18 protein-coding genes are annotated in these 19875 nt (G+C 62.0%); 6 read left to right on the forward strand and 12 right to left on the reverse strand.

Annotated elements, in window-relative coordinates; genetic code table 11:
* Nucleotides 1-41: 41 nt before the first annotated feature.
* A complete protein-coding gene (locus tag REH34_RS28955; RefSeq protein WP_226502499.1) occupies nt 42-716 on the reverse strand; it encodes a TIGR02466 family protein in 675 nt (224 codons plus the stop codon).
* Between the two features lie 85 nt (nt 717-801).
* Nucleotides 802-1830: a DNA topoisomerase IB gene (locus REH34_RS28960; RefSeq protein WP_226502500.1), complete on the reverse strand. Its 1029-nt coding sequence runs from the start codon at nt 1828-1830 to the stop codon at nt 802-804.
* Between the two features lie 295 nt (nt 1831-2125).
* Between REH34_RS28960 and REH34_RS28965 the strand changes: the two genes are divergently transcribed.
* Together REH34_RS28965 and REH34_RS28970 are read left to right on the forward strand one after the other, a co-directional pair.
* Entirely contained in the window at nt 2126-2752 is a 627-nt protein-coding gene (locus tag REH34_RS28965; RefSeq protein ID WP_226502501.1) for a response regulator transcription factor, read from the forward strand.
* A 3-nt stretch (nt 2753-2755) separates the two neighbouring features.
* Nucleotides 2756-6415: a transporter substrate-binding domain-containing protein gene (locus REH34_RS28970; RefSeq protein WP_311970145.1), complete on the forward strand. Its 3660-nt coding sequence runs from the start codon at nt 2756-2758 to the stop codon at nt 6413-6415.
* A gap of 38 nt (nt 6416-6453) precedes the next feature.
* Here REH34_RS28970 and modC read toward each other — a convergent pair whose 3' ends face one another.
* From modC to REH34_RS28995, 5 genes are all read right to left on the reverse strand, one after another.
* A complete protein-coding gene (gene modC / locus REH34_RS28975) occupies nt 6454-7548 on the reverse strand; it encodes a molybdenum ABC transporter ATP-binding protein (protein ID WP_311970146.1) in 1095 nt (364 codons plus the stop codon).
* Between the two features lie 3 nt (nt 7549-7551).
* Nucleotides 7552-8232 (reverse strand): molybdate ABC transporter permease subunit, encoded by a 681-nt coding sequence (gene modB / locus REH34_RS28980; RefSeq protein WP_311970147.1) that lies wholly within the window; start codon nt 8230-8232, stop codon nt 7552-7554.
* Nucleotides 8232-8978 (reverse strand): molybdate ABC transporter substrate-binding protein, encoded by a 747-nt coding sequence (modA, locus tag REH34_RS28985; RefSeq protein ID WP_311970148.1) that lies wholly within the window; start codon nt 8976-8978, stop codon nt 8232-8234. Before modA ends, modB begins: the two co-directional genes overlap by 1 nt.
* An 87-nt stretch (nt 8979-9065) precedes the next feature.
* Nucleotides 9066-9227: a hypothetical protein gene (locus tag REH34_RS28990; RefSeq protein ID WP_311970149.1), complete on the reverse strand. Its 162-nt coding sequence runs from the start codon at nt 9225-9227 to the stop codon at nt 9066-9068.
* Between the two features lie 28 nt (nt 9228-9255).
* A complete protein-coding gene (locus tag REH34_RS28995; RefSeq protein ID WP_226502507.1) occupies nt 9256-9558 on the reverse strand; it encodes a DUF1883 domain-containing protein in 303 nt (100 codons plus the stop codon).
* 147 nt (nt 9559-9705) lie between these two features.
* Between REH34_RS28995 and REH34_RS29000 the strand changes: the two genes are divergently transcribed.
* On the forward strand, nt 9706-10062 hold the full coding sequence (locus REH34_RS29000) for a hypothetical protein (protein WP_226502508.1): 357 nt from the start codon (nt 9706-9708) through the stop codon (nt 10060-10062).
* 69 nt (nt 10063-10131) lie between these two features.
* Here REH34_RS29000 and REH34_RS29005 read toward each other — a convergent pair whose 3' ends face one another.
* The gene (locus REH34_RS29005; RefSeq protein ID WP_226502509.1) at nt 10132-10410 is read right to left on the reverse strand and encodes a hypothetical protein; all 279 of its coding nucleotides are present in this window, start codon (nt 10408-10410) and stop codon (nt 10132-10134) included.
* Nucleotides 10411-10690: 280 nt separating this feature from the next.
* Here REH34_RS29005 and galU point away from each other — a divergent pair, with 280 nt between their 5' ends.
* From galU to REH34_RS29020, 3 genes are all read left to right on the forward strand, one after another.
* Nucleotides 10691-11530, forward strand: coding sequence for a UTP--glucose-1-phosphate uridylyltransferase GalU (galU, locus tag REH34_RS29010; protein ID WP_226502510.1), 840 nt, complete (start codon nt 10691-10693; stop codon nt 11528-11530).
* 111 nt (nt 11531-11641) lie between these two features.
* Nucleotides 11642-12997 carry a glutathione-disulfide reductase gene (gene gorA / locus REH34_RS29015; RefSeq protein ID WP_226502511.1) on the forward strand — a complete coding sequence of 452 codons (1356 nt, stop codon included), beginning with the start codon at nt 11642-11644 and terminating at the stop codon, nt 12995-12997.
* 126 nt (nt 12998-13123) lie between these two features.
* Entirely contained in the window at nt 13124-14635 is a 1512-nt protein-coding gene (locus REH34_RS29020; protein ID WP_311970150.1) for a hypothetical protein, read from the forward strand.
* An 8-nt stretch (nt 14636-14643) separates the two neighbouring features.
* On the opposite strand, the gene REH34_RS29025 is transcribed toward REH34_RS29020, so the two are convergent.
* The 4 genes from REH34_RS29025 to REH34_RS29040 form a co-directional block, all read right to left on the reverse strand.
* Entirely contained in the window at nt 14644-15786 is a 1143-nt protein-coding gene (locus REH34_RS29025) for a fimbrial protein (RefSeq protein ID WP_311970151.1), read from the reverse strand.
* On the reverse strand, nt 15776-18325 hold the full coding sequence (locus REH34_RS29030) for a fimbria/pilus outer membrane usher protein (RefSeq protein ID WP_311970152.1): 2550 nt from the start codon (nt 18323-18325) through the stop codon (nt 15776-15778). Before REH34_RS29030 ends, REH34_RS29025 begins: the two co-directional genes overlap by 11 nt.
* Nucleotides 18326-18347: 22 nt before the next feature.
* Nucleotides 18348-19046: a molecular chaperone gene (locus tag REH34_RS29035; protein ID WP_226502515.1), complete on the reverse strand. Its 699-nt coding sequence runs from the start codon at nt 19044-19046 to the stop codon at nt 18348-18350.
* A gap of 115 nt (nt 19047-19161) precedes the next feature.
* Entirely contained in the window at nt 19162-19725 is a 564-nt protein-coding gene (locus REH34_RS29040) for a fimbrial protein (RefSeq protein ID WP_311970153.1), read from the reverse strand.
* Nucleotides 19726-19875 lie beyond the last annotated feature (150 nt).

A 19875-nucleotide genomic window follows, 5' to 3' on the forward strand; every position in this document is an offset into this window, starting at 1 on the left:
GGCGGCGAAGAGGCCATTACAGCGAGCGCAAGTAACCGATCTTACAACCCGAAATTGAACGCAATCGAAATCCGCGCCCGATCCCCGCGATGGGGCTTGACCGAATGCAGCAGCCATGACGGAAACATCACCAGCGTCCCCGCAGCAGGCGCCATTTTGCTCATGAACCCCGCCGTCAGACAGCCTTCGATGCGCATCCGCAAGGCTGGGTAGAGCATGGTCGGCATCACCCCGCGTGGGTCGACGAATTCCAGTTCGCCGCCCAGTGCGGCATCTTCACCGCGCCCGCCATCGTCGACCCAATACACCGCCGACCAATACGCGCCCGGGTGGCCATGCACGCCATTGCCATGGCCGGAGCGATTGACATTGGCCCAGGCTGCGCAGGTCCAGGTCAACTTGGCTTCGATCAGACCATGTTCCGGCGAGTTGACCGCTGACAGCTGATTGGCCAGTTCTTGGGCGAACGCCAGCAACTCTGCCCCAGCCGCACCGGACCATTCACCGAAGTCATCGGTGGACTGCCAGCCGCCCTCGTTGCTGTGGTCGGTGCTCGGTTGCGCGGCCTCCCGAGCCAGGATGGTCTCGCGCAACTCGGCATTGAGGCGTTGAAACTCGGGGTGCTGCAGGCTGGCGACCGGGGTGGCGAAGAGTTTGTTGATCTTGATCTGGCCGGCATCGACGCCGAAGGGAGGGGAAGCAGGCTGGTCAGACATGACGGAATTCGCTCGATCAAGGTAAAGATATAAGGACAAAGCCTATTACAGGCGCCCGCTAGATGCCATGACCTGTCGCAACGACTCAGGCGATCTGCACGAGTTTTTCCAGAAAACTCGCCAAGGCCACTTCTTCCATGCGCAGGCCCTTGCGTTGCCGCGGCTTGGGCAGCTTGGCCAGTTCGCCCAAGGCGAAATGCTCGAGCACCGCCGGGTGGATATAACAACGCCGACACACCGCCGGGGTATTGCCCAGATGGCGGGCCACCTCTTTGACCATTTCGACAATGTGCTGTTTGGCTTGTGGCTCGGGCTGCCAGTGCAGTTCGCGCAGCATCTCCAAGGCCATCGCCGTGCCGGCCCAGGTGCGGTAATCCTTTGCAGTGAAGTCGGCACCCGTGAGGCGGTGCAGGTAGGCGTTGACGTCCGACGAGCTGACCCCGTGGCGCTGGCCGTCGTCGTCCAGATACTGGAACAGCGCCTGGCCCGGTAACTCCATGCAACGTTTGACGATCCCCGCCAAGCGTCGGTCCTTGATGCTGACCTGATGCTCGACGCCGCTCTTGCCGCGAAACTCGAAAGCGATCTGGCTACCGTGCACTTCGACGTGGCGATTGCGCAGCGTGGTCAGCCCGTAAGAGCGGTTATCCCGCGCGTACTGGGTATTACCCACGCGGATCAACGTCGCATCGAGCAGCGAGATGACCGTGGCCATGACCTTGTCGTGGTTGAGCCCTGGCGTGCTCAAGTGCTCGTCCAGTTGTTTGCGTACCCGTGGCAGCTGCTTGCCGAAAGCCAGCATGCGCGCGTATTTGCCCTCGTCGCGCAGTTCGCGCCAGCGCGGGTGGTAGCGGTATTGCTTGCGGCCCCGCGCGTCGCGGCCAGTGGCCTGCAAGTGGCCGTTGGGATCGGCGCAGATCCACACATCGGTATAGGCCGGCGGGATTACCAGCTTGTTGATGCGCTCGATTTCGGCTTTGTCGCGGATGCGCTCGCCGGCGCTGGTGAAATAGGCGAAATGGCCGCGCAGTACCTTGCGGCGCAGGCCTGGTTGCGAATCGTCGACGTAATGGAGGTCGGCGGGCAGGCGGGGCAGATTCGATGAGTCGGGCATAGAGGGGACCTTGGTGGCGCAATGCTTGAGCTGTTGACCGCGGCCATCTTGCGGGGTGCGATCGAAATGGCTTTTGCGCGGCGCCCTAGCAGCGCTGACAGCCCCCTCAAATGCACGCACATGCAGATTTTTTGTGGCGCGGACCCCGCAACCACGGGCCTGCGAGGGGTTTGTAGGATTAATCGCAGGTAACTTCAGAAAGGTCCTACAGACCCTGCCGAAATCCTCGCCAATACTGTGCGCCGAGCCGCTGCCTGGAGGCGGCTGCCGAACACCAAAGCCCTGGGAGGGCCCCATGTACAAGGCATTGATCGTGGACGATCACCCGTTCATTCGCGCCAGCGTGAAGGTGTTGCTCAAGCAGGAACGCTTCGACACCATCGTCGAGGCCAGCGACGGCGCGCAGGCACTGCAGATGGCCAAGCACTACATCCCCGACCTGATCATCCTCGACATCAGCATGCCGGGCCTGGACGGCATGGAAGTGATCCAGCGTATCCGCGAACAACGCATTCCGGCGCGTATTCTGGTGCTGACCTCGCAGCCCGCCGAGTATTTTTCGGCGCGGTGCATGAAGGCCGGTGCCAAGGGTTATGTGTGCAAGAGCGACCGCTTGTACGAGTTGTCCAAGGCCATTGGCGCCATCATGAGCGGCTACACCTATTTTCCGGACGTCGAAGAGGCATCCGTCTACCGCGGTGACCGCAGCGCCAGCGAAGCCGAGGCCATCGCCGGCCTGAGCGATCGCGAGATGATCGTGCTGCAGCAGCTGTCTCGCGGCTTTCGCAACAGTGAAGTGGCCGAGCACATGATGCTCAGCCACAAGACCGTCAGCACCTACAAGTTGCGCATCATGTACAAGCTCAAGGTGCGCACGCTGGTGGACCTGGCCGATCTCGCCAAACGCCACGAGTTGATATAAGCCATGAATGTGCGTCTTTCCAGACTCCTGGCCCATGCTGTGCTTGGCTGCTGTTTCATCCATGCCGAGGTTCAGGCGCAGAGCCCGGTGTCACCTCAAACGTTGCCCCCCGTACCTGAAACCCTGCAATTGCTCGGGCGCTCGATACTGAATGCCCGGGCCATGGTCGAGATGGACCTCAGCGCTGAAGATCGTCGCTGGCTGTGGGAGCGCCACACCTTGCGCCTGGGCGTCAGCCAGCCCGATTATCCGCCGTTCGACATGACTGGCAGCGGTCGCGACTACGAAGGCATCACTGCCGACTACGCGCGGCTGATCGCCGAATTGCTCAACCTGCAGGTCACGGTGTCGCGCTATCGCAACCGCGATGCCGCCCTGCGGGCGTTGGAGCGCGGCGAGATCGACCTGCTGGGGACCTCCAACAGCGTCGAAGTGGCGAACGCCAACCTGAGCTTGTCTCAGGCGTATGGTCTCGACCAGACGGTACTGGTACGCCGGATCGACCCACCCGAAGCACAGATCGTGCAGTCTACCCGGCAGCGCTTGGCGATCGTCCAGCACTACTTGCCCGACGATGTGGTGCGCATGCTGTATCCCGATGCCGAGGTGCTGATCTATGAATCGTCCCTGGCGGCCATGGGCGCGGTGGCCTTCGGGCAAGCCGACCTGTATCTGGGCAATGCTCTGGGGGCGCACTTCCAGCTCGGCCGCAGCCTGCTGAACAACCTGCAGCTGACTCAGGTCCCGGCGTTGCGCGAAAGCCACTTCAGCTTCGCCATGGCGCCAGGCAACAGCCGTCTGCTGGCGCTGGTCAACCGCGCGCTGCAAGTGATCGACCCGCTGGAGCGCCGCGCGATCCTGCGGCGCTGGAGCGTCGAAGGCGTGGTGATCCCGCGCCGCGCGGAAGTGCAGCTGAGCGCCTCCGAGCAGCGTTGGATGCAGCGCCACCCGCAGGTCAAGGTTTTGATCGACGAAGGACTGCTGCCCATCAGTTATCGCGACGAGCAAGGGCGCTTTCGCGGTATCAGTGCCCAGGTGCTGGATGCCGTCGGCCAGCGGACCGGGCTGGTGTTCGACGTGCAGTCTTCCACATCGTTGGCGCAGATGAGCCGCAGCATCGTGCGCGGGGAAGCCCATTTGCTGGCGGCTTTGGCGCCGAGCCCCATCCGCGAGGAACAACTGGCCTTCAGTCGACCTTACTTGAACAGCGGCATGGTGCTGGTGACACCGGACGACGGCCTGGCACCCACCAGTCTGGAGCAATTGGCTGGCAAGCCGGTGGCGGTGGTGCAGGGCACTTTTCTACTCGACGAACTGGCCGAGCGTTACCCCCATGTGCCATTGGTGCACGCCGCCACCGTGGCCGATGCCCTGGCGCTGGTGGCTCAGGGCAAGGCCAGCGCGGCCGTGGTGTCGCTGCTCAGCGCCCGCTATCAACTGGCCGCGCGCTACGGCGGTGAATTACGCATCAGTGCCTCGCTGCCGGTCAGCCCGGCCAATTTCGCCTTCGCCACAGCGCGCGGGCAAAGCGAGCTGTTGTCGATCATCGACAAGGCCTTGTTGAGCATCGAGCCCCAGGAGCTGGAGGCGCTGACCCACCGTAGCCATCCGCAAGTCATCGTTGCCGACAGCTACTGGAGCCGGCACCGGGAGCGGGTCTTCCGGGTGCTGTGGGTGGGCGGTGCGCTATTGCTGTTGGCGCTGATATGGATCACCTGGTTGCGCCGCCAGATCCGCCGCCGCGAACGCGCGGAGCAGGCCCTGACCGATCAGCTTGAGTTCATGCGGGTGATGATCGACGGCACGCCCCACCCGATCTACGTGCGCGATCGCCAAGGCTTGCTGCTCAACTGCAATGCCAGTTACCTCAAGGCTTTGGGGGCAAGTCGAGAGGAGTTGATCGGCCAACCGATCACCATGACCAAAGTGGTCGAGCCGCAGGCAGCGCAGTTCTATCAGGACTCCTATCTGCGGGTCATGGCCCAGGGCAAGCCGATTGTCGAAGACCGCAAGTTGACCCTCGCCAGCGGCGCGGAAATGACCATCTATCACTGGATCCTGCCGTACAAGGCATCGGGTGGCCAGACGGTCGGGTTGATTGCCGGCTGGATCGACGTCACCGAGCGCGAACGCCTGTGCCTCGCTCATCAGCAGGCAACCCAGGAAGCCGAAGCGGCCAACCAGGCCAAGACGCACTTCCTGGCGACCATGAGCCATGAAATCCGTACGCCGATGAACGCCGTGCTGGGCATGCTCGAGCTGGCGCTGAAAAAGGCCGATGAGGGCCGTCTGGATCGCCTCGCCATCGAAGTGGCGGCCGAGGCGGCCCAAGGGTTGCTGGACCTGATCGGCGATATCCTCGACATCACCCGCATCGAAGGCGGCCATCTGCAGTTGGAAACGCGGGCGGTGGCATTGCGGCCCTGGATCGAATCGGTACTGCGGGTGTTCGACGCCCAGGCCCGGCACAAGGGGCTGGCGTTGGAGCTGCAGTTGCTGGGCGACACCCATCAAGAGCTGATCCTGGACCCGGTGCGCCTGCGCCAGGTGGTGGCCAATCTGGTGGGCAATGCGATCAAGTTCACCGAGGCCGGGTACGTGCGGGTCAGGCTCGAGGTACAGCCGCTGGGGCGCGAGGTGCGCATCGTGCTGTGCGTCGAAGACAGCGGTGTGGGCATCGCCGAGCACGAACAACAATACCTGTGCGAACCCTTCGTGCAGGCGAGCAATCAGGTGATCGGCAGCCGCATTGGCACCGGCTTGGGGCTGAGCATCAGCCGGGCGCTGTGCGAATTGATGGGCGGCTCGTTGCGCCTGCACAGCGAGCCGGGGCAGGGCACACAGGTGTGGGTCACCTTGCAGGCGTTGCGGGCAGCGGTGGAGCCCGTCCCCATCAGTCATCCGATAACACCGTTACCGGTCAAGGGCGGCCGAGCGTTACGGGTGCTGGTGGTGGACGATTACCCGCCCAATCGTCTGTTGCTCGATCAGCAACTGAGTTATCTGGGGCATACGGTGAGGGTGGCCGAGGACGGCGCCGCTGGCTTCGAACTGTGGCGCAACGATACGTTCGACGCGGTAATCACCGACTGCAACATGCCGGAGGGCAATGGCTATGTGCTCGCGCGGAAGATCCGTGACAGTGAGCGTCAGCGCGGGTTGCTGGCGTGCCTGGTCGTCGGTTGCACGGCCAATGCGCAGCCCGAGGAGCGTCAACGCTGCCTGGATGCGGGCATGGACGACTGTCTGTTCAAGCCTTTGAGCCTGGCGCATCTGGCCGATTGCCTGCGCGAGGTGGGCGCCTGTCGACACCTGAACGAGCCGACGCAGGTGATTGACTTGAGCGAACTGCGCCGCCTGACCGCAGGCTCCGCAGAAAACTTCACGCAGTTGCTCGAAACCCTGGTGGCCTGTCATCGACAGGATCTGCAGCGCCTGGATACCTTGACGGCGGCAGGCGACCTGCAGCAACTGGCGGATCTGGTGCATCGGATCAAAGGCAGTGCACGGATGATCCGTGCCGATCACGTGCTGCAGGCCTGCGCCTGGTGTGAGGCGCTGGCGAATGATGATCCGCTGGCGTTGGCAGATGCCCTGGCGACACTGCGTGAGGCGATGTTCGAATTGTCACAGGCGCTGGAGCAGACCACCGAATCGGCCTAGGCTTTTGGCCTGGGGACATCGATGTCAACCGCTTCAGGCTAGGCAAGCACCGCCACCGACTTGATCTGCGCCCACACCTGCAGGCCCGGAGCGATACCCAGTTGTTCCGCTGAATAGCGCGTGATACGTGCCAGCAGCGGGGTGCCATCGGCGTCCAGGCTCACCAGCACATGGGCGGTGTTGGCGGCGCTGACCAGGGCTTTGACGGTAACCGGCAGGCGGTTGAGGATGCTGCTCTGGTGTTCGTCCTGCAGACTGAGACTCACGTCCCGGGCCTGGATCGCCACGCGCAGGCGGCTGTCGACTGCCAAGGGCGCATGGGCGATACGCAACTGCAACGGGCTGTCGGGCAGCGCGAGGTCGAGCAGTTGATAGTGTGCGTCGACGCCGATCACTCGACCGTCGATCACCACGCTGGCGTCCTGTTGTTGCGCCAAGGGCAAGTCCAGCCGCGCCAGGATCGGGGTGATCGGCCCGCTGGCCTGCACGCGGCCGCTGTCGAGCAAGACCAGATGGTCGGCCAGGCGCGCGACCTCGTCCTGGGCGTGGCTGACGTAGACCACCGGGATTGCCAGTTCCTGATGCAAGCGCTCCAGATACGGCAGGATGTCGTTCTTGCGCGCGCTGTCGAGGGCGGCGAGGGGCTCGTCCATCAGCAGCAGGCCGGGACTGGTCAGCAGAGCACGGGCAATACCGACGCGTTGGCGTTCACCGCCGGACAGCTCGTCAGGGCGCCGTTGCAGCAGGCCATCGATGCCCAGCAACGCGCACGCGTGATCCATCTGCACCCGGCGTTGCGCGGCGGCGACGCGGCGCCAGCCATACAGCAGATTGTCGCGCACCGACAAATGCTCGAACAGGCTCGCTTCCTGGAACACGTACCCCAGGGCGCGGCGATGGGGCGCGAGAAAGATCCCGCGGGCGCTGTCCTGCCAGACCTCGCCGGCCACTTCTATATAAGCCTCATCGGCCCGTTCCAGGCCCGCCAGGCAGCGCAGGCAAGTGGTCTTGCCCGAGCCCGAGGGGCCGAACAGGGCGCTGACGCCAGTGCCAGGCAGTCGCAGGTCGACGTCCAGCGTGAACCCCGGCTTGTTCAGACGCAGGCGTGCAATGATCGGTGGCGCTGTGGTCATGGCTCAGTTCCAGGCGGTCTTGTGGCCGCGGCTGGAATACAGCGCCAACAGGACGAAAAACGAAAACACCACCATCGCCCCGGCCAGCCAATGCGCCTGGGCATATTCGAGGGCCTCGACATGGTCGAAGATCTGTACCGACACCACGCGGGTGCGGTTGGGAATATTGCCGCCGATCATCAGCACCACGCCGAATTCGCCGACGGTATGGGCGAAACCGAGGATGCTGGCGGTGATGAAACCCGGCCGTGCCAGGGGGATGACCACGCTGAAGAAACAGTCGAGCTTAGACGCGCGCAAGGTAGCGGCCACCTCCAGCGGGCGTTTGCCGATGGCGGTAAAGGCGTTCTGCAGCGGCTGTACCACAAAAGGCATGGAGTAAAGCACCGAACCGATCACCAGCCCTGCAAAGCTGAACACCACGGTACCCAGCCCCAGGGCCTGCGTGGTCTTGCCGATCAGCCCATGCGGCCCCAGCAGCAACAGCAGGTAAAAACCGATCACCGTCGGCGGCAGCACCAGTGGCAAGGCCACGATCGCCCCGACTGGCCCGCGCAGGCGCGAGCGTGTGTGGGTCAGCCACCAGGCGATGGGCGTGCCGACCAGGAGCAGGATCACCGTGGTCAGAGTCGCCAGTTGCAGGGTCAGCCAGATGGCGCTGAGATCGCTGGCGCTGAATGGCATCAGAGGGCGTAGCCGTATGACTTGATGATCGCCGCCGCTTTAGGCCCTTTGAGGTAGTCCATCAACGCCTTGGCAGCGGCGCTGTCCTTGCCTTTGCTGAGCACCACGGCGTCCTGGTTGATCGGCGAGTAGAGGTCGTTCGGCACGATCCAGGCCGAGCCGCTGGTAACCTTGCCGTCTTTGTAGATCTGCGACAAGGCAACGAAACCCAGCTCGGCGTTGCCGGTGGAGACGAACTGATAGGCCTGGGAGATGTTCTGGCCCTCGACGATCTTGGCTTTGGTGGCCTCGGTCAGCTTGAGTTTGTCGAGCACTTGCGTTGCAGCCAGGCCATAGGGCGCGGCCTTGGGATTGGCGATCGACAGGTGCTGGTATTGATTGGCCGCGAGCACCGCGCCCCGATCATCGACATAGCCTTCCTTGGCCGACCACAGGGCGAGCGTGCCTACCGCATAGGTGAAACGCGAGCCGACAACGGTATCGCCTTCTTTCTCCAGCTTGGCCGGCGTGCTGTCGTCTGCGGCCAGGAACACCTCGAAGGGCGCGCCGTTCTTGATCTGGGTATAAAACTGGCCGGTGGCGCCGTAGGAGGCGACCAGCGTGTGCCCGGTGTCTTTCTCGAAGTCGGCAGCGATGGCCTGAATCGGCGCGGTGAAGTTGGCAGCGACGGCTACCTGGACTTCATCGGCGTGGGCCATCGACAGGCACAAGGCGCTGAGGGTGAAGAGGGCAAGGCGAGGGATCATCGAGTGCTCCGGGGCTGTTGGTTGTTATCGTGTCGTTATATAAATCAATATATAGCGAAGCGCCAGCCCCGTGGCGCAGTTGCTGTGTCACAACGCCTTGCTGACCCTGATGTCAGACACCTGGCTGATGTCGTCACCGTGGATGCCCCTCAAGGCGGCAGTGGCTTCTTCTAGCGAGCCAGTGTTCAAATGGGCGAAGTCCCAGCGGCGTTCGCCGTTGAGCAGGTAGCGGATCACGTATTTGGTCACGGTGGCAGTCCCTATTAGCGCCTGGCGCTTAACTGAATTTTGACGCCGACCGGCGCACAATCTTGATCGTATGAGTGAACGCAGGCTTGCGCACGGCTGCGGTCGGTTTGGTGCCGGCGGTATCGATGGTGATGTTCCAGAACCCGGTGCTGGGTGCGGTAATGCGCGCGGGGAAGGTATCGAAGGCGCCGCCGTGATAGCTGTGCCGGCCGCCATTCTTGAAACTGCGAAAATTGGCGTCGCTCATCAAACGGATATTGCAGCGCTGGGAGCACACGATCACGACGAGGTCGTCTTCGTTGAGGTGTTCGCGCTGGTGGACGAATTTCATGGAAAGCTCCGAAGCGGTATAGCGGGCAAAAGTGTAACAATACCATGATGGCACTGGCTCTGGCGCTCGCAGTCGAAAAACCTGCCAGCCAGGGGAGCAAAACATCACTGGTGCGGTCTCAAGATTTTTTTTTGCGTGGAGAAGTATATGAAGCGGGTCTGGTGGGGCATGGCGGCGTTGGTATTGCTGGGTGGCTGTACGTCGGTTGGCGAAATTGAACAGTCGCCAGAAACCATGAGTGTGATTTCCGGGAAGAAGCCCCAGGAATACGCGGAATGCGTCATGAACAAGTTGCAAGGGTCACGCAAGCCGTCGAAGCTTGAGCCCATTCACAATGGCCTGCGTTTGATCGTACCGCAGAAAATGTCCGACGGCCCGGCTGCGGTGATCCTTATCGAGGATCGCTCCAGCGGCAGTTCGATCAAGGTGCACGAGCACCTGAACAACTTCCCGCTGCGCTTCGGCGATGTGCGCAAAGCGGCAGATCAGTGTATTTCCGGGTGATGGGGGTTGTCTGATGTGGCCTTTTCGCGGGCAAGCCTTGCGCGCGAAAGGGCCGTCAGACATTACCCATCACTTGCAGGTAATCACCATATTGCGGTTCTTGTAATTACCCAGATCGGCGGTGATGCTCTGATCATCGGCCGCTACCGGTACGCCGTTGCGGTCCAGGATGGTGTACTGGCCACTGGCGCAGGAGGCCGCTGCCTTGTCGTAGCACTGCTGCCATTTCATGGCCTCGCCGGAGCAGTTGATGCTCAGTCCTTGGCGGCCGTCTTTGAGGTAGGTTGGCGAAGCGGTCGCACATCCGGCCAGGGCCAGGACTGCAATGAGTGCGAAGTGGTTGCGCATGGGAAGTCATCGATGGATAGAGGGGAAGTGTCTGACGCTCACAACGAAGACTGTTTGCCCCCGCAGTGTATGGCTTAATGCTATACATTGCGCGTTGTGGGGTATATAAAAATGATCGGTTCGCCGTCATGCGGCAGGATTTTTTCATCGCCGTGGAACTATCCCCGTACAGATTTTTCTATTTAACCTGCAGACACCCCGGGCCAAGGCATTGTCATTCGCACCCTGGCCTGATTAGACTGCGCCGAATTCAGCCGCAACGCCCTGTTAAGGACTCCCAATGATCAAAAAATGCCTGTTCCCCGCAGCCGGTTACGGCACTCGCTTTTTGCCAGCGACCAAAGCCATGCCCAAAGAAATGCTGCCGGTGGTCAACAAGCCGCTGATCCAGTACGGCGTTGAAGAAGCACTGGAAGCCGGTCTGACCCAAATCTCGATCGTGACCGGCCGTGGCAAGCGTGCCATCGAAGACCACTTCGACATCATGTACGAGCTCGAAAACCAGATCAAAGGCACCGACAAGGAAAAATACCTGGTCGGCATCCGCCGCCTGATCGAGCAATGCACCTTTTCCTACACCCGTCAGATCGAAATGAAAGGCCTGGGTCACGCCATCCTCAGTGGTGAGCCGCTGATCGGTGACGAGCCGTTCGCCGTGGTGCTGGCGGATGACCTGTGCGTCAACCTCGACGGCGATGGCGTACTGGCGCAGATGGTCAAGCTGTACAACCAGTTCCGTTGCTCCATCGTCGCCATCCAGGAAGTGGATCCGCAGGAAACCAACAAGTACGGCGTCATTGCCGGCGACATGATCCGCGAGGACATCTACCGGGTGACCAACATGGTCGAGAAGCCCAAGCCTGAAGATGCACCGTCGAACCTGGCCATCATCGGTCGCTACATCCTGACCCCGGACATCTTCGACATCATCCGCAACACCGAACCAGGCAAGGGTGGTGAAATCCAGATCACCGACGCCTTGATGAAGCAGGCCCAGGACGGTTGCGTATTGGCCTACAAATTCAAGGGCAAGCGTTTCGACTGCGGTGGCGCCGAAGGCTACATCGAAGCGACCAACTTCTGCTTCGAGAACTTCTACAAGACTGGCAAAGCGCTGTAAGCGCCTGCAGGTTGTCGAACCAACGCCGCCGATGTCGCCATCGGCGGCGTTTTTATTTGTCTGCCGGGCGCTGCTAGACTGCGCCCCTCGAATACCAGAAGGAACACAGCAATGGCCTACGACTTCGACCTGTTTGTCATCGGTGCCGGCTCCGGCGGTGTGCGCGCTGCGCGTTTCGCGGCAGGCTTCGGCGCCAAGGTCGCCGTGGTCGAGAGCCGCTATCTGGGCGGCACGTGCGTCAACGTCGGCTGCGTGCCGAAAAAACTGCTGGTGTACGGCTCGCATTTCGCCGAGGACTTCGAGCAGGCCAAGGGCTACGGTTGGACCGTCGGCGAAAGCACGTTCGACTGGCCGACCCTGATCGCCAACAAGAACCGCGAGATCGAGCGCCTCAACGGTATCTACCGCAAGTTGCTGGTCAACAGCGGTGTGACCTTGCTCGAAGGCCACGGCCATCTGCTGGACCCGCACACCGTCGAGGTCAACGGTCAGCGTTACAGCGCCGAGCGCATCCTGATCGCCACCGGCGGCTGGCCAGTGATCCCCGAGATCCCTGGCCGCGAGTACGCCATCAGCTCCAACGAGGCTTTTTTCCTCGAACAATTGCCTAAGCGCGTCATCGTGGTCGGTGGCGGCTATATCGCCGTCGAATTCGCCGGCATTTTCAACGGCCTGGGCGCGCAGACCACCCAGCTGTATCGGCGCGAGCTGTTCCTGCGTGGTTTCGATGGCACGGTGCGCACCCACTTGCGCGACGAGATGATCCGCGCCGGCGTCGATCTGCAGTTCAACGCCGATATCGCACGCATCGACAAACTGGCTGACGGCAGCCTCAAGGCCACCCTTAAGGATGGCCGCGAGCTGGAGACCGATTGCGTGTTCTATGCCACCGGACGCCGGCCGATGCTCGACAACCTGGGGTTGGAAAACACCGCTGTGCAGCTCAACGACCAAGGTTTCATCAAAGTCGACGCGTTGTTCCAGACTACTGAGCCATCGATCCTCGCCCTCGGTGATGTGATCGGCCGCGTGCAGCTGACGCCGGTGGCCCTGGCCGAAGGCATGGCTGTGGCACGCAAGTTGTTCAAGCCTGAACAGTATCGCCCTGTGGATTATCAGCACATTCCCACGGCGGTATTCAGCCAGCCACCGATCGGTACGGTCGGCCTGACCGAAGAGCAGGCGCGCGAGCAGGGCCATCAGGTGCAGATATTCGAGAGCGACTTCCGTGCCCTCAAGCTCACCCTCACCGAGAGCCAGGAACGCACCCTGATGAAACTGGTGGTCGACAGCCAGACCGACAAGGTCCTGGGCTGCCACATGGTCGGCCCCGACGCCGGTGAAATCGTCCAGGGCCTGGCCATCGCGCTCAAGGCCGGCGCCACCAAGCAGCTTTTCGACGAGACCATCGGCGTACACCCAACTGCTGCGGAAGAGTTCGTGACCCTGCGCACCCCCAGTCGCTGATCCCGCTTCGCCACATCGGCCCTAGCACGGATAGCGGGGCCCGACACCTAGCAGTTCTTGTAGTAGGCAGCCAGCCGCCGCCGCTCTCTAATCAGACTTGGTATTACACAGTCAATGGAGCGGTCGATGGGCAGGAAACGCAAGAGTGGGGTATCGCTAAACAGGCTATGGCGCCGGCTGTGGCACTGGGTGCTCCACGACAACATGGCGTTGCTGCCAGCACCCCGGGCTGACACCTTGCCGGATATCGAGGGCGGCGAGCACAACCTGCTCAGCAAACAGCAAGTCCGTGCTGATCTGCGCCTCGAATTTGATCTCTGGCAATACTCCGAGCCGACTGTGCAATATCCGGACGTGCTGCAGCTGTTTCTCGACGACCGGCCCGCTGCGGTCGCGACTCGCTCTTGGGGTTCGCCTATTCAGGCCGATGAGTTGTTCATCATGCTGGACAGAATTTACCTCACCGAGGGTCTTCACAGCGTCTATTACCGAGTCACCTTGGGGCTATCCGGGGTAAGTGGCGACTCGCAGGTGTTTTCTTTCGTTGTCGATACCACCTCGCCGGACCTGGGCGATAACCGAGGGCGCCTGGTCTTCCCGCCCGATGCGGCGACGGATATCACCGCGCGCTACCTTGAGCTCAATGGCGATCAGGTGGTAGCCCAGGTCCCTGAGTATTACCCGGTGCGTGTCGGCGACATGCTGACCCCTTACTGGGAGCAGGCGGCGGTTGGCAGCCTGGCGCAGCCGGACAAAGTACTGGGCGTCGGCGACCTCGGCAAGCCCATAGAACTGACCTTCACGGGGGCGCAGATTCGTGCATTGGGTGATGGCCAGCGCTACGCCACTTATCGCGTGACCGATCGCGCAGGCAATGAGAGCAATTTGTCGGCGGCGGTCGAGCTGAACGTCAGCGCCGCGCCACTACCCCGGTATTGGCCCGCGCCCCAGGTGCGTGATTCGTCCAATGGCGGGGTATCAAATGTACTCGACCCGACCAAAGCCCTGACCGGCGTGACGGTGTGGGTGCCCGCCAATGCCGCGTTCAATCCCGACGAAATCGCTTCGATTTACTGGGGTACTCCAGGCACGACTGGCGCAGCGCAAACCCAGGCGAGGATCTCGGGTACCGGTCCATGGCGCGGATTCATCACCAAGGAGCAAGTCGCGGCCTGCATTGGCAAGGCGCTGGTCATCACCTACGGGCTACTCAATCACCCGGAACTGCCGGCTTCCGATCCGTTGCGGCTGATCGTGAGCGTTATTGACCAGCAATACCTGCCGCAGGTGCAGAGTCAAGCAGCCATAAACAATAGTGGCCGTATCAGCCTCAGCACGCTGACCGCCGGCGACACCATCACCCTGCGGCCCTGGCCGTTGATTTCCACCACACAAAAAATCAGGCTCTGGGCCGAGGGCACCGGCCAAAACGGTCTTGCCAGCGAGTACGTGATGCTTGACGCAACCCCTGTGACCTCAGGACAGATCAACAGCGGGGTATCCGTCGCCTTGCCTAAACCCTGGCTACAGACGCTGCGCAGCAACAGCGCACTGGCCCTCTACGTCAGGGTCAGCTTCGATGCAGGAGAGAACTGGGTGGCATTCCCGGCGTCCGGCCGCATTACGGTGGTGGCCTGACAGCCTCGCTACAGATAACTCACGGTGAAGTTCAACGCCCCCGTGGTGGTCCCGGCACTGACCCGGGTGCCGTCGGGCAGTTGATAGAGGCGCGCGCTGAATTCCATCCGAGTATTGCCCGACGGTTTGATGCGCACCATGGGGAAGGCTTCGCCCAGCCTCACGGGGGTGGCGCCATCACCCTTGAGAACCTGAATGCCGACGCCGCCGGCAGTGGCGTTGCTGTCGAGACTGAACAGCCCGATATCTTTGTCGACAATGGCCGAGCCGTCAGTGCCGGTCAGGGTCACGTGGGCGGTGGCGAAGCCAAATGCATCATCGCCCGGGTTGCTTTCGCAGTCTTGCAGGTTGATGCCGAAAGCCTTTGCCGGGGTGAAGGTGCCAGGGCCGTTGAAGTCGTCAGTGGTCCAGTCGCCCAGGTCTACCGGGTCGTCGATATCTGGATTGCTGGGTGACAAAGTGCATTGGGCCTGCCGGACCGTGCCGGTCAGGGCCACGGTAAAAGCCTTCGGCACGGCGGGCATCATACTGCCCTCGAATAGGACGTCCGGCGCGATGCTGTGGGTTCCCGGTTCGATGTGGCCGGTCTTGATCAGCAGCGTACGCACGGTCAAGGTCAGCAGGTTGGGCCCGGCAGACTGATTCGGAAAGTAATTGGTGGCGCTGAACGGCGCAAGCCGAGTAGGCGTCTGGAAATCGCCGGGACGCGAGCCTTGATCGCTATAGGGGTTGCCAAACTGCACCGCGATGCCGACCCCAGGCACTGAGGTCTCGAATACCTTGCCGGTCAGGTCTTGCCCCCCGACACTAGGCAGCGCCCCAGGGACAGGCCGGCCCAGGGCAATGACGTCCGAGACGAATACCGGGTTGTCGATGTCTGGATTTTGCCAGGCAGTCCGATTGCAACTTACGCTCAGCCCTCCCGGGGCGGGCGTCGACTTGCCTTTGAACGCCTCGCCGATCACCGTACCCACCGGCACGTCCCGGGGCACATAGAAATCGCCCATGGACACCACATAGCGAGCGGTGTCGCTGTTGTTGCGGCTACTCATATTGCACTGGTTGAAACGGAAGTCATCGGCGCTGGCGCCTTGGGCGCAGCTCAAGGCTAGCAGGGCAAGGCCTGCGTGGGTAACGACGTCAAACTTCATCGACTGGCTCCTGCTGCTCACGGACGGCAGTGGCGGGTGGGGTACGGTCGCAGGTCAGGGCCTGCAGGCGATAACCGTCGCGGACGGTCATGGTGTTTGGGTCCAGATGCAGCTGGCACAAGCTTTGTGCCCACTGCACGTGCAGGGTTTGCGCTTGGTCGAGGCTGGCGAGCATGATCTGGCCGGCCTGGCCGACGACGCCGAGGGTCACTCCAGTGGCATTGCGCACTGTGGCGCCAAAGGGCAGGGGGTTGCCGTCGTGGCCGCAGGCATTGATGACCACCGGTTGCTGGCGACGCGCCACGAAACTGGCCTTGACTACCGCACCGCGTGTCGGTACCAGTTGCGTGGTGCCGTTCTCCAGGGCGACATCAGGCCCCAGGTGATCGGTGTGCAGTTGCACCTGATTGATACGGTAAGGTTGCAGGTGCGGGATCAGCGCATAGCCCTTGGCGTCGGTTTTGGACGCGGTGGTATTGGCGACCGAGACTCCGGGGGTATCCGGGACGTGCACCAGGCCCATGGTTTCGCCCACATAGGGCCCGAACGCGATACCGTCGGCATGCGCCAGCAGGGCACCGCTGGCGTTGACTGACAGGCTGTCGTAGTTGCTGCCTCGGGTATAACCGCCGCCCAGCGTGCTGAAGGGCCCCTGATAGCCTAACGACAGCGCGCCGCTGCGCTCACCGGCACCGCGTTGATCGAGCGACGCGTTGTAGCTGTAGCGGTTTTGATCGAAAGTGCCCGAGAGGTTGGCACGCTCTGACCACTGATCGCCGCTGCGCCGTGCATCCACGCTCAGCCGCGTATTACGCCCGCCGAGCGGGATGCTGACGCTCAGTCCCAGTTGACGATCGGAGCGGTTGTTGCGTTCGGACAGCGACTGCGATGCATAGAGGTTGTAGCCGATACTGCGGTGGGACGTATTGAAATACACCTGGAACTGTGATCGTTCGTAATCGCTGTTCCAGTAGGTCTCCTGCGACAGGGTCAGGCTCAGGCTGCTGTAGCGGCCCATGTTCTGGTAGATCGCCGCCTCCACGCGACTGCGCCGGCTGCCGAGGTAATTGTAGTGATGGGTGCGCTGGTTCAAGGCCTCTTCGAAATCACGGTAGTTTTCGGTGGAATAGCGATACCCGGCGAAGCGCAAGGTGGTCCGGCTGGCGAAGGCTTTGCCATAGCGCAGGGCGTAGCTGCTGCCCTGCAGGGAGTGTTGCTGGCTGCCGATGTCGGCATCCGACAAGGTCATGTCCAACGAGAGCGCGCCAAAACTGCCAAAGTCCCGTGCCACGCCCAGATTGCGCGCTTGATAGAAGTCACTGAACATCAGGCCGCCGTAAAGCGTCGAATGCCAACAAATACCCATAGCCATGTCACCTTGCCAAAGCAGCGGCTGGGCGTTCTGGCCAGGTGAGTGATAGCGCCCGGCACTGGCCTGGTAACGCCATACGCCTTGGCGCATCAGGTTGCTCAGCCCCGAGTACGACTGGGTAAAGCGGCGTATCTGGCCATCGGCCTCGGTGACGACGATTTCCAACTCACCACTGCCGCCCCCGGTGCTGAGGTCGTCGATCTCGTAAGGACCGGGGCTGACGTAGGTGGAATACAGCGGATAACCGTTCTGCAGCACCTCGACTCGCGCGCGGGTTTGCGCCACGCCCCGAATCACCGGCGCGTAGCTTTGCGCGCTGTCGGGGAGCATGGCCATGTCGCTGGCCAGGGTCGCACCGAGGATTGGTACGCTACGGAACACTTCGCCGCCGGTGTAGGTTTCTCCCAGCGTCAGGCGTGCCAGAGTGCCGGGCACATCACGCTCGACATAGGTATAGGCCCTTTGCCATTCACGGCCCGATTCGTGATTGCGCAGCGACTGGCTGCTGCGTAGTCGCCAAGCGCCCAGGTTGATGCCGCTGAGCAGGTACAGGTCCTGATTCCGATAGGTGCGGCCATCGGCACTGCGACCCTGTTGCGCCGAGGCCTGGTAGTTGACGAACGCGCTGTTGATCCCTGGGTCCCAGCGCTCCACCGGCACGTTTTTGTGGCTGTCGCGGCGCATGGAGATTTGCGGGATCGACACCGTGAGGGCCAACTCGCTGGCGTTGAAGTCGCTGAACGCGCCGGTGATCGCCTTGCTCAGGTCGATGCAGGATGGCTCGAGCAGTGCTCTGTCCTGGATTGCGCCGAGGTTGACGCCCAGCTCTTCCAGCAGTGCGCTGGACAAGCATGGCTGTAGCCGATTCTGCGGGTCGAGCGTGAAGTCGATCTCACGTTGATCGAAAGGCCGCAGATTAACTGACAAGGCCACACTGTAGCGTCCAGGGCCGAGCGCGCTGGTACGCGCGAGGTCATCGAGCGCCAGCTGGCCGGCATCTGTTGGCCAGCCCGCGCCCTGATACATGAAACGCGACTGGAACGTGAGCGTCGAGTCACTGGCCCAGGCGTGGGGTTCGGCCAAGGCAAAGACGCCGGCACCGAGGACCAAAGGGCGAACCAGGCGCAGCGCAAAAGCCGGACGTCCGGTTCCTGATGAACGGGTCATGGTTGAATCCTGCAAAAGGGGCTCAGTGCGGCTGCGCGACGGTCATGGTGAGCGGTCGACTGGAGGAGCCGTGATCGTTGACGGTGGTAAATTCCACCTTCATCGGCCCTTGCTTGTAGCCGGCGGGCAGATCGTAGTAGAGGCGGCTCAGGGGCCGTACCATCGCCGAGGTGTTGATGCTTTCGGACTTGCCGTGGGCATTGAGCAGCAGCCGCGAAAAGGTCACGTGATAGGGCGTAGGGTTATCGACCGCCAGGCGTCGCTTGCCATCGGCCTGCACCAACGACCAACTGAGGGTGTCGAACTGCTGCTGCGGGCCGCTTTTGAGTGCGGGCGGTCGGTAGAACAGCTTGATGCGGGTGCGCATGGCAATCGCCAATACGTTGGCCTGGCTGTCGTCGAGTTGGGGGATTTCCTGCAAGTTGAAAAAAAACAGTGATTCGCGGTCTTGTGCAAGCTCGTTCGGCAGCACGCTGATCTGAACTTGCTGCTGCTTGACCGGATCGAGCCGGAACAGCGGCGGGTTGGTCACGAAGGGCACGCTGCTGGTGGTGTCATCCTGCTCGGTATTGACCCAGGCCTGGGCGGCGAACACGTTTTTGCTCGGGTTGGCCACCAACAGCGACACGCCACGACGGTCAGCGTCATACACCACCCGGGTGGTGCTCATGGTCAGGGCGGCCTGGCTGCTCGCATGCCAGGTCAATGCCAGGACGGCCATGCATAAGCAAGCCTTGGATCCTGGGGCAGAAGAGGGGGAAAAATGAGTGCGCATAGGCTTACCTGTGAGCCGGACACCCTGCTGGTGCCCGACCTTTTGTCATCGGTACGGGGTGTTACGGCAGGGTGACGGTGAAGTTCACGTCAGCGTAAGCGTCCCCAGCAACGATGTTGGTGGAGGCGACTGTGCTCATGTACCCGGCGGTGAAGTCCATCACCAGGGGCTGATCTTTCACAGTGGTGAAGTCTTTGGAGTCAGCACCATGGGCGATGATGAGTTTGGTACTGGCGTCGCGGATCGCGATGCCTACGCCTTGAGCCGTGCCGGCGCGCAGGGCGTGCAGTTGCGGGTTGCCAGGGTGCGCGCCGTCGTTGGAGGCAAAGTTGACCTTGGCGACGCCGTCATTTACGGAACAGCCGTTGGCAGGGTCTACCACCAGGGCGAACTTGGTGTTGTTGACCTCGGTTCCAGCCGCGCCAAAATCTGCAGGGGTAGCCTGGCCGAGGAAGATGCGGTTGCCCGCCGGGGAGCCTGGCGTGGTGACATCGATTGCACAGGTGCCCGCTTTGATTTCACCAGTGAAATAGATAGTGCCCGAGCCCGATTCGGCAGCAGCAGCGGTGCCGGCAGTCATCGCCATTGCCAGTGCGACAGGTGCAGCCATTAGCAGTTTTTTCATCGTTGCTTCCTTGTTTGGATTGAAAATGCCAGCACTCAAAAGCGCAAGACAGTGCCGGCTCGCTCGTGGGGAGCGTGTCAGTGGTCGTCTGCGTGGGGGAAGAGTCTAGGGAGCGAAGGGGGGCGTTGATATGAGAGATATCTGATTTTT

Origin of the sequence: Pseudomonas baltica, from assembly GCF_031880315.1 — a bacterium.
Taxonomy (GTDB): Bacteria; Pseudomonadota; Gammaproteobacteria; order Pseudomonadales; family Pseudomonadaceae; genus Aquipseudomonas.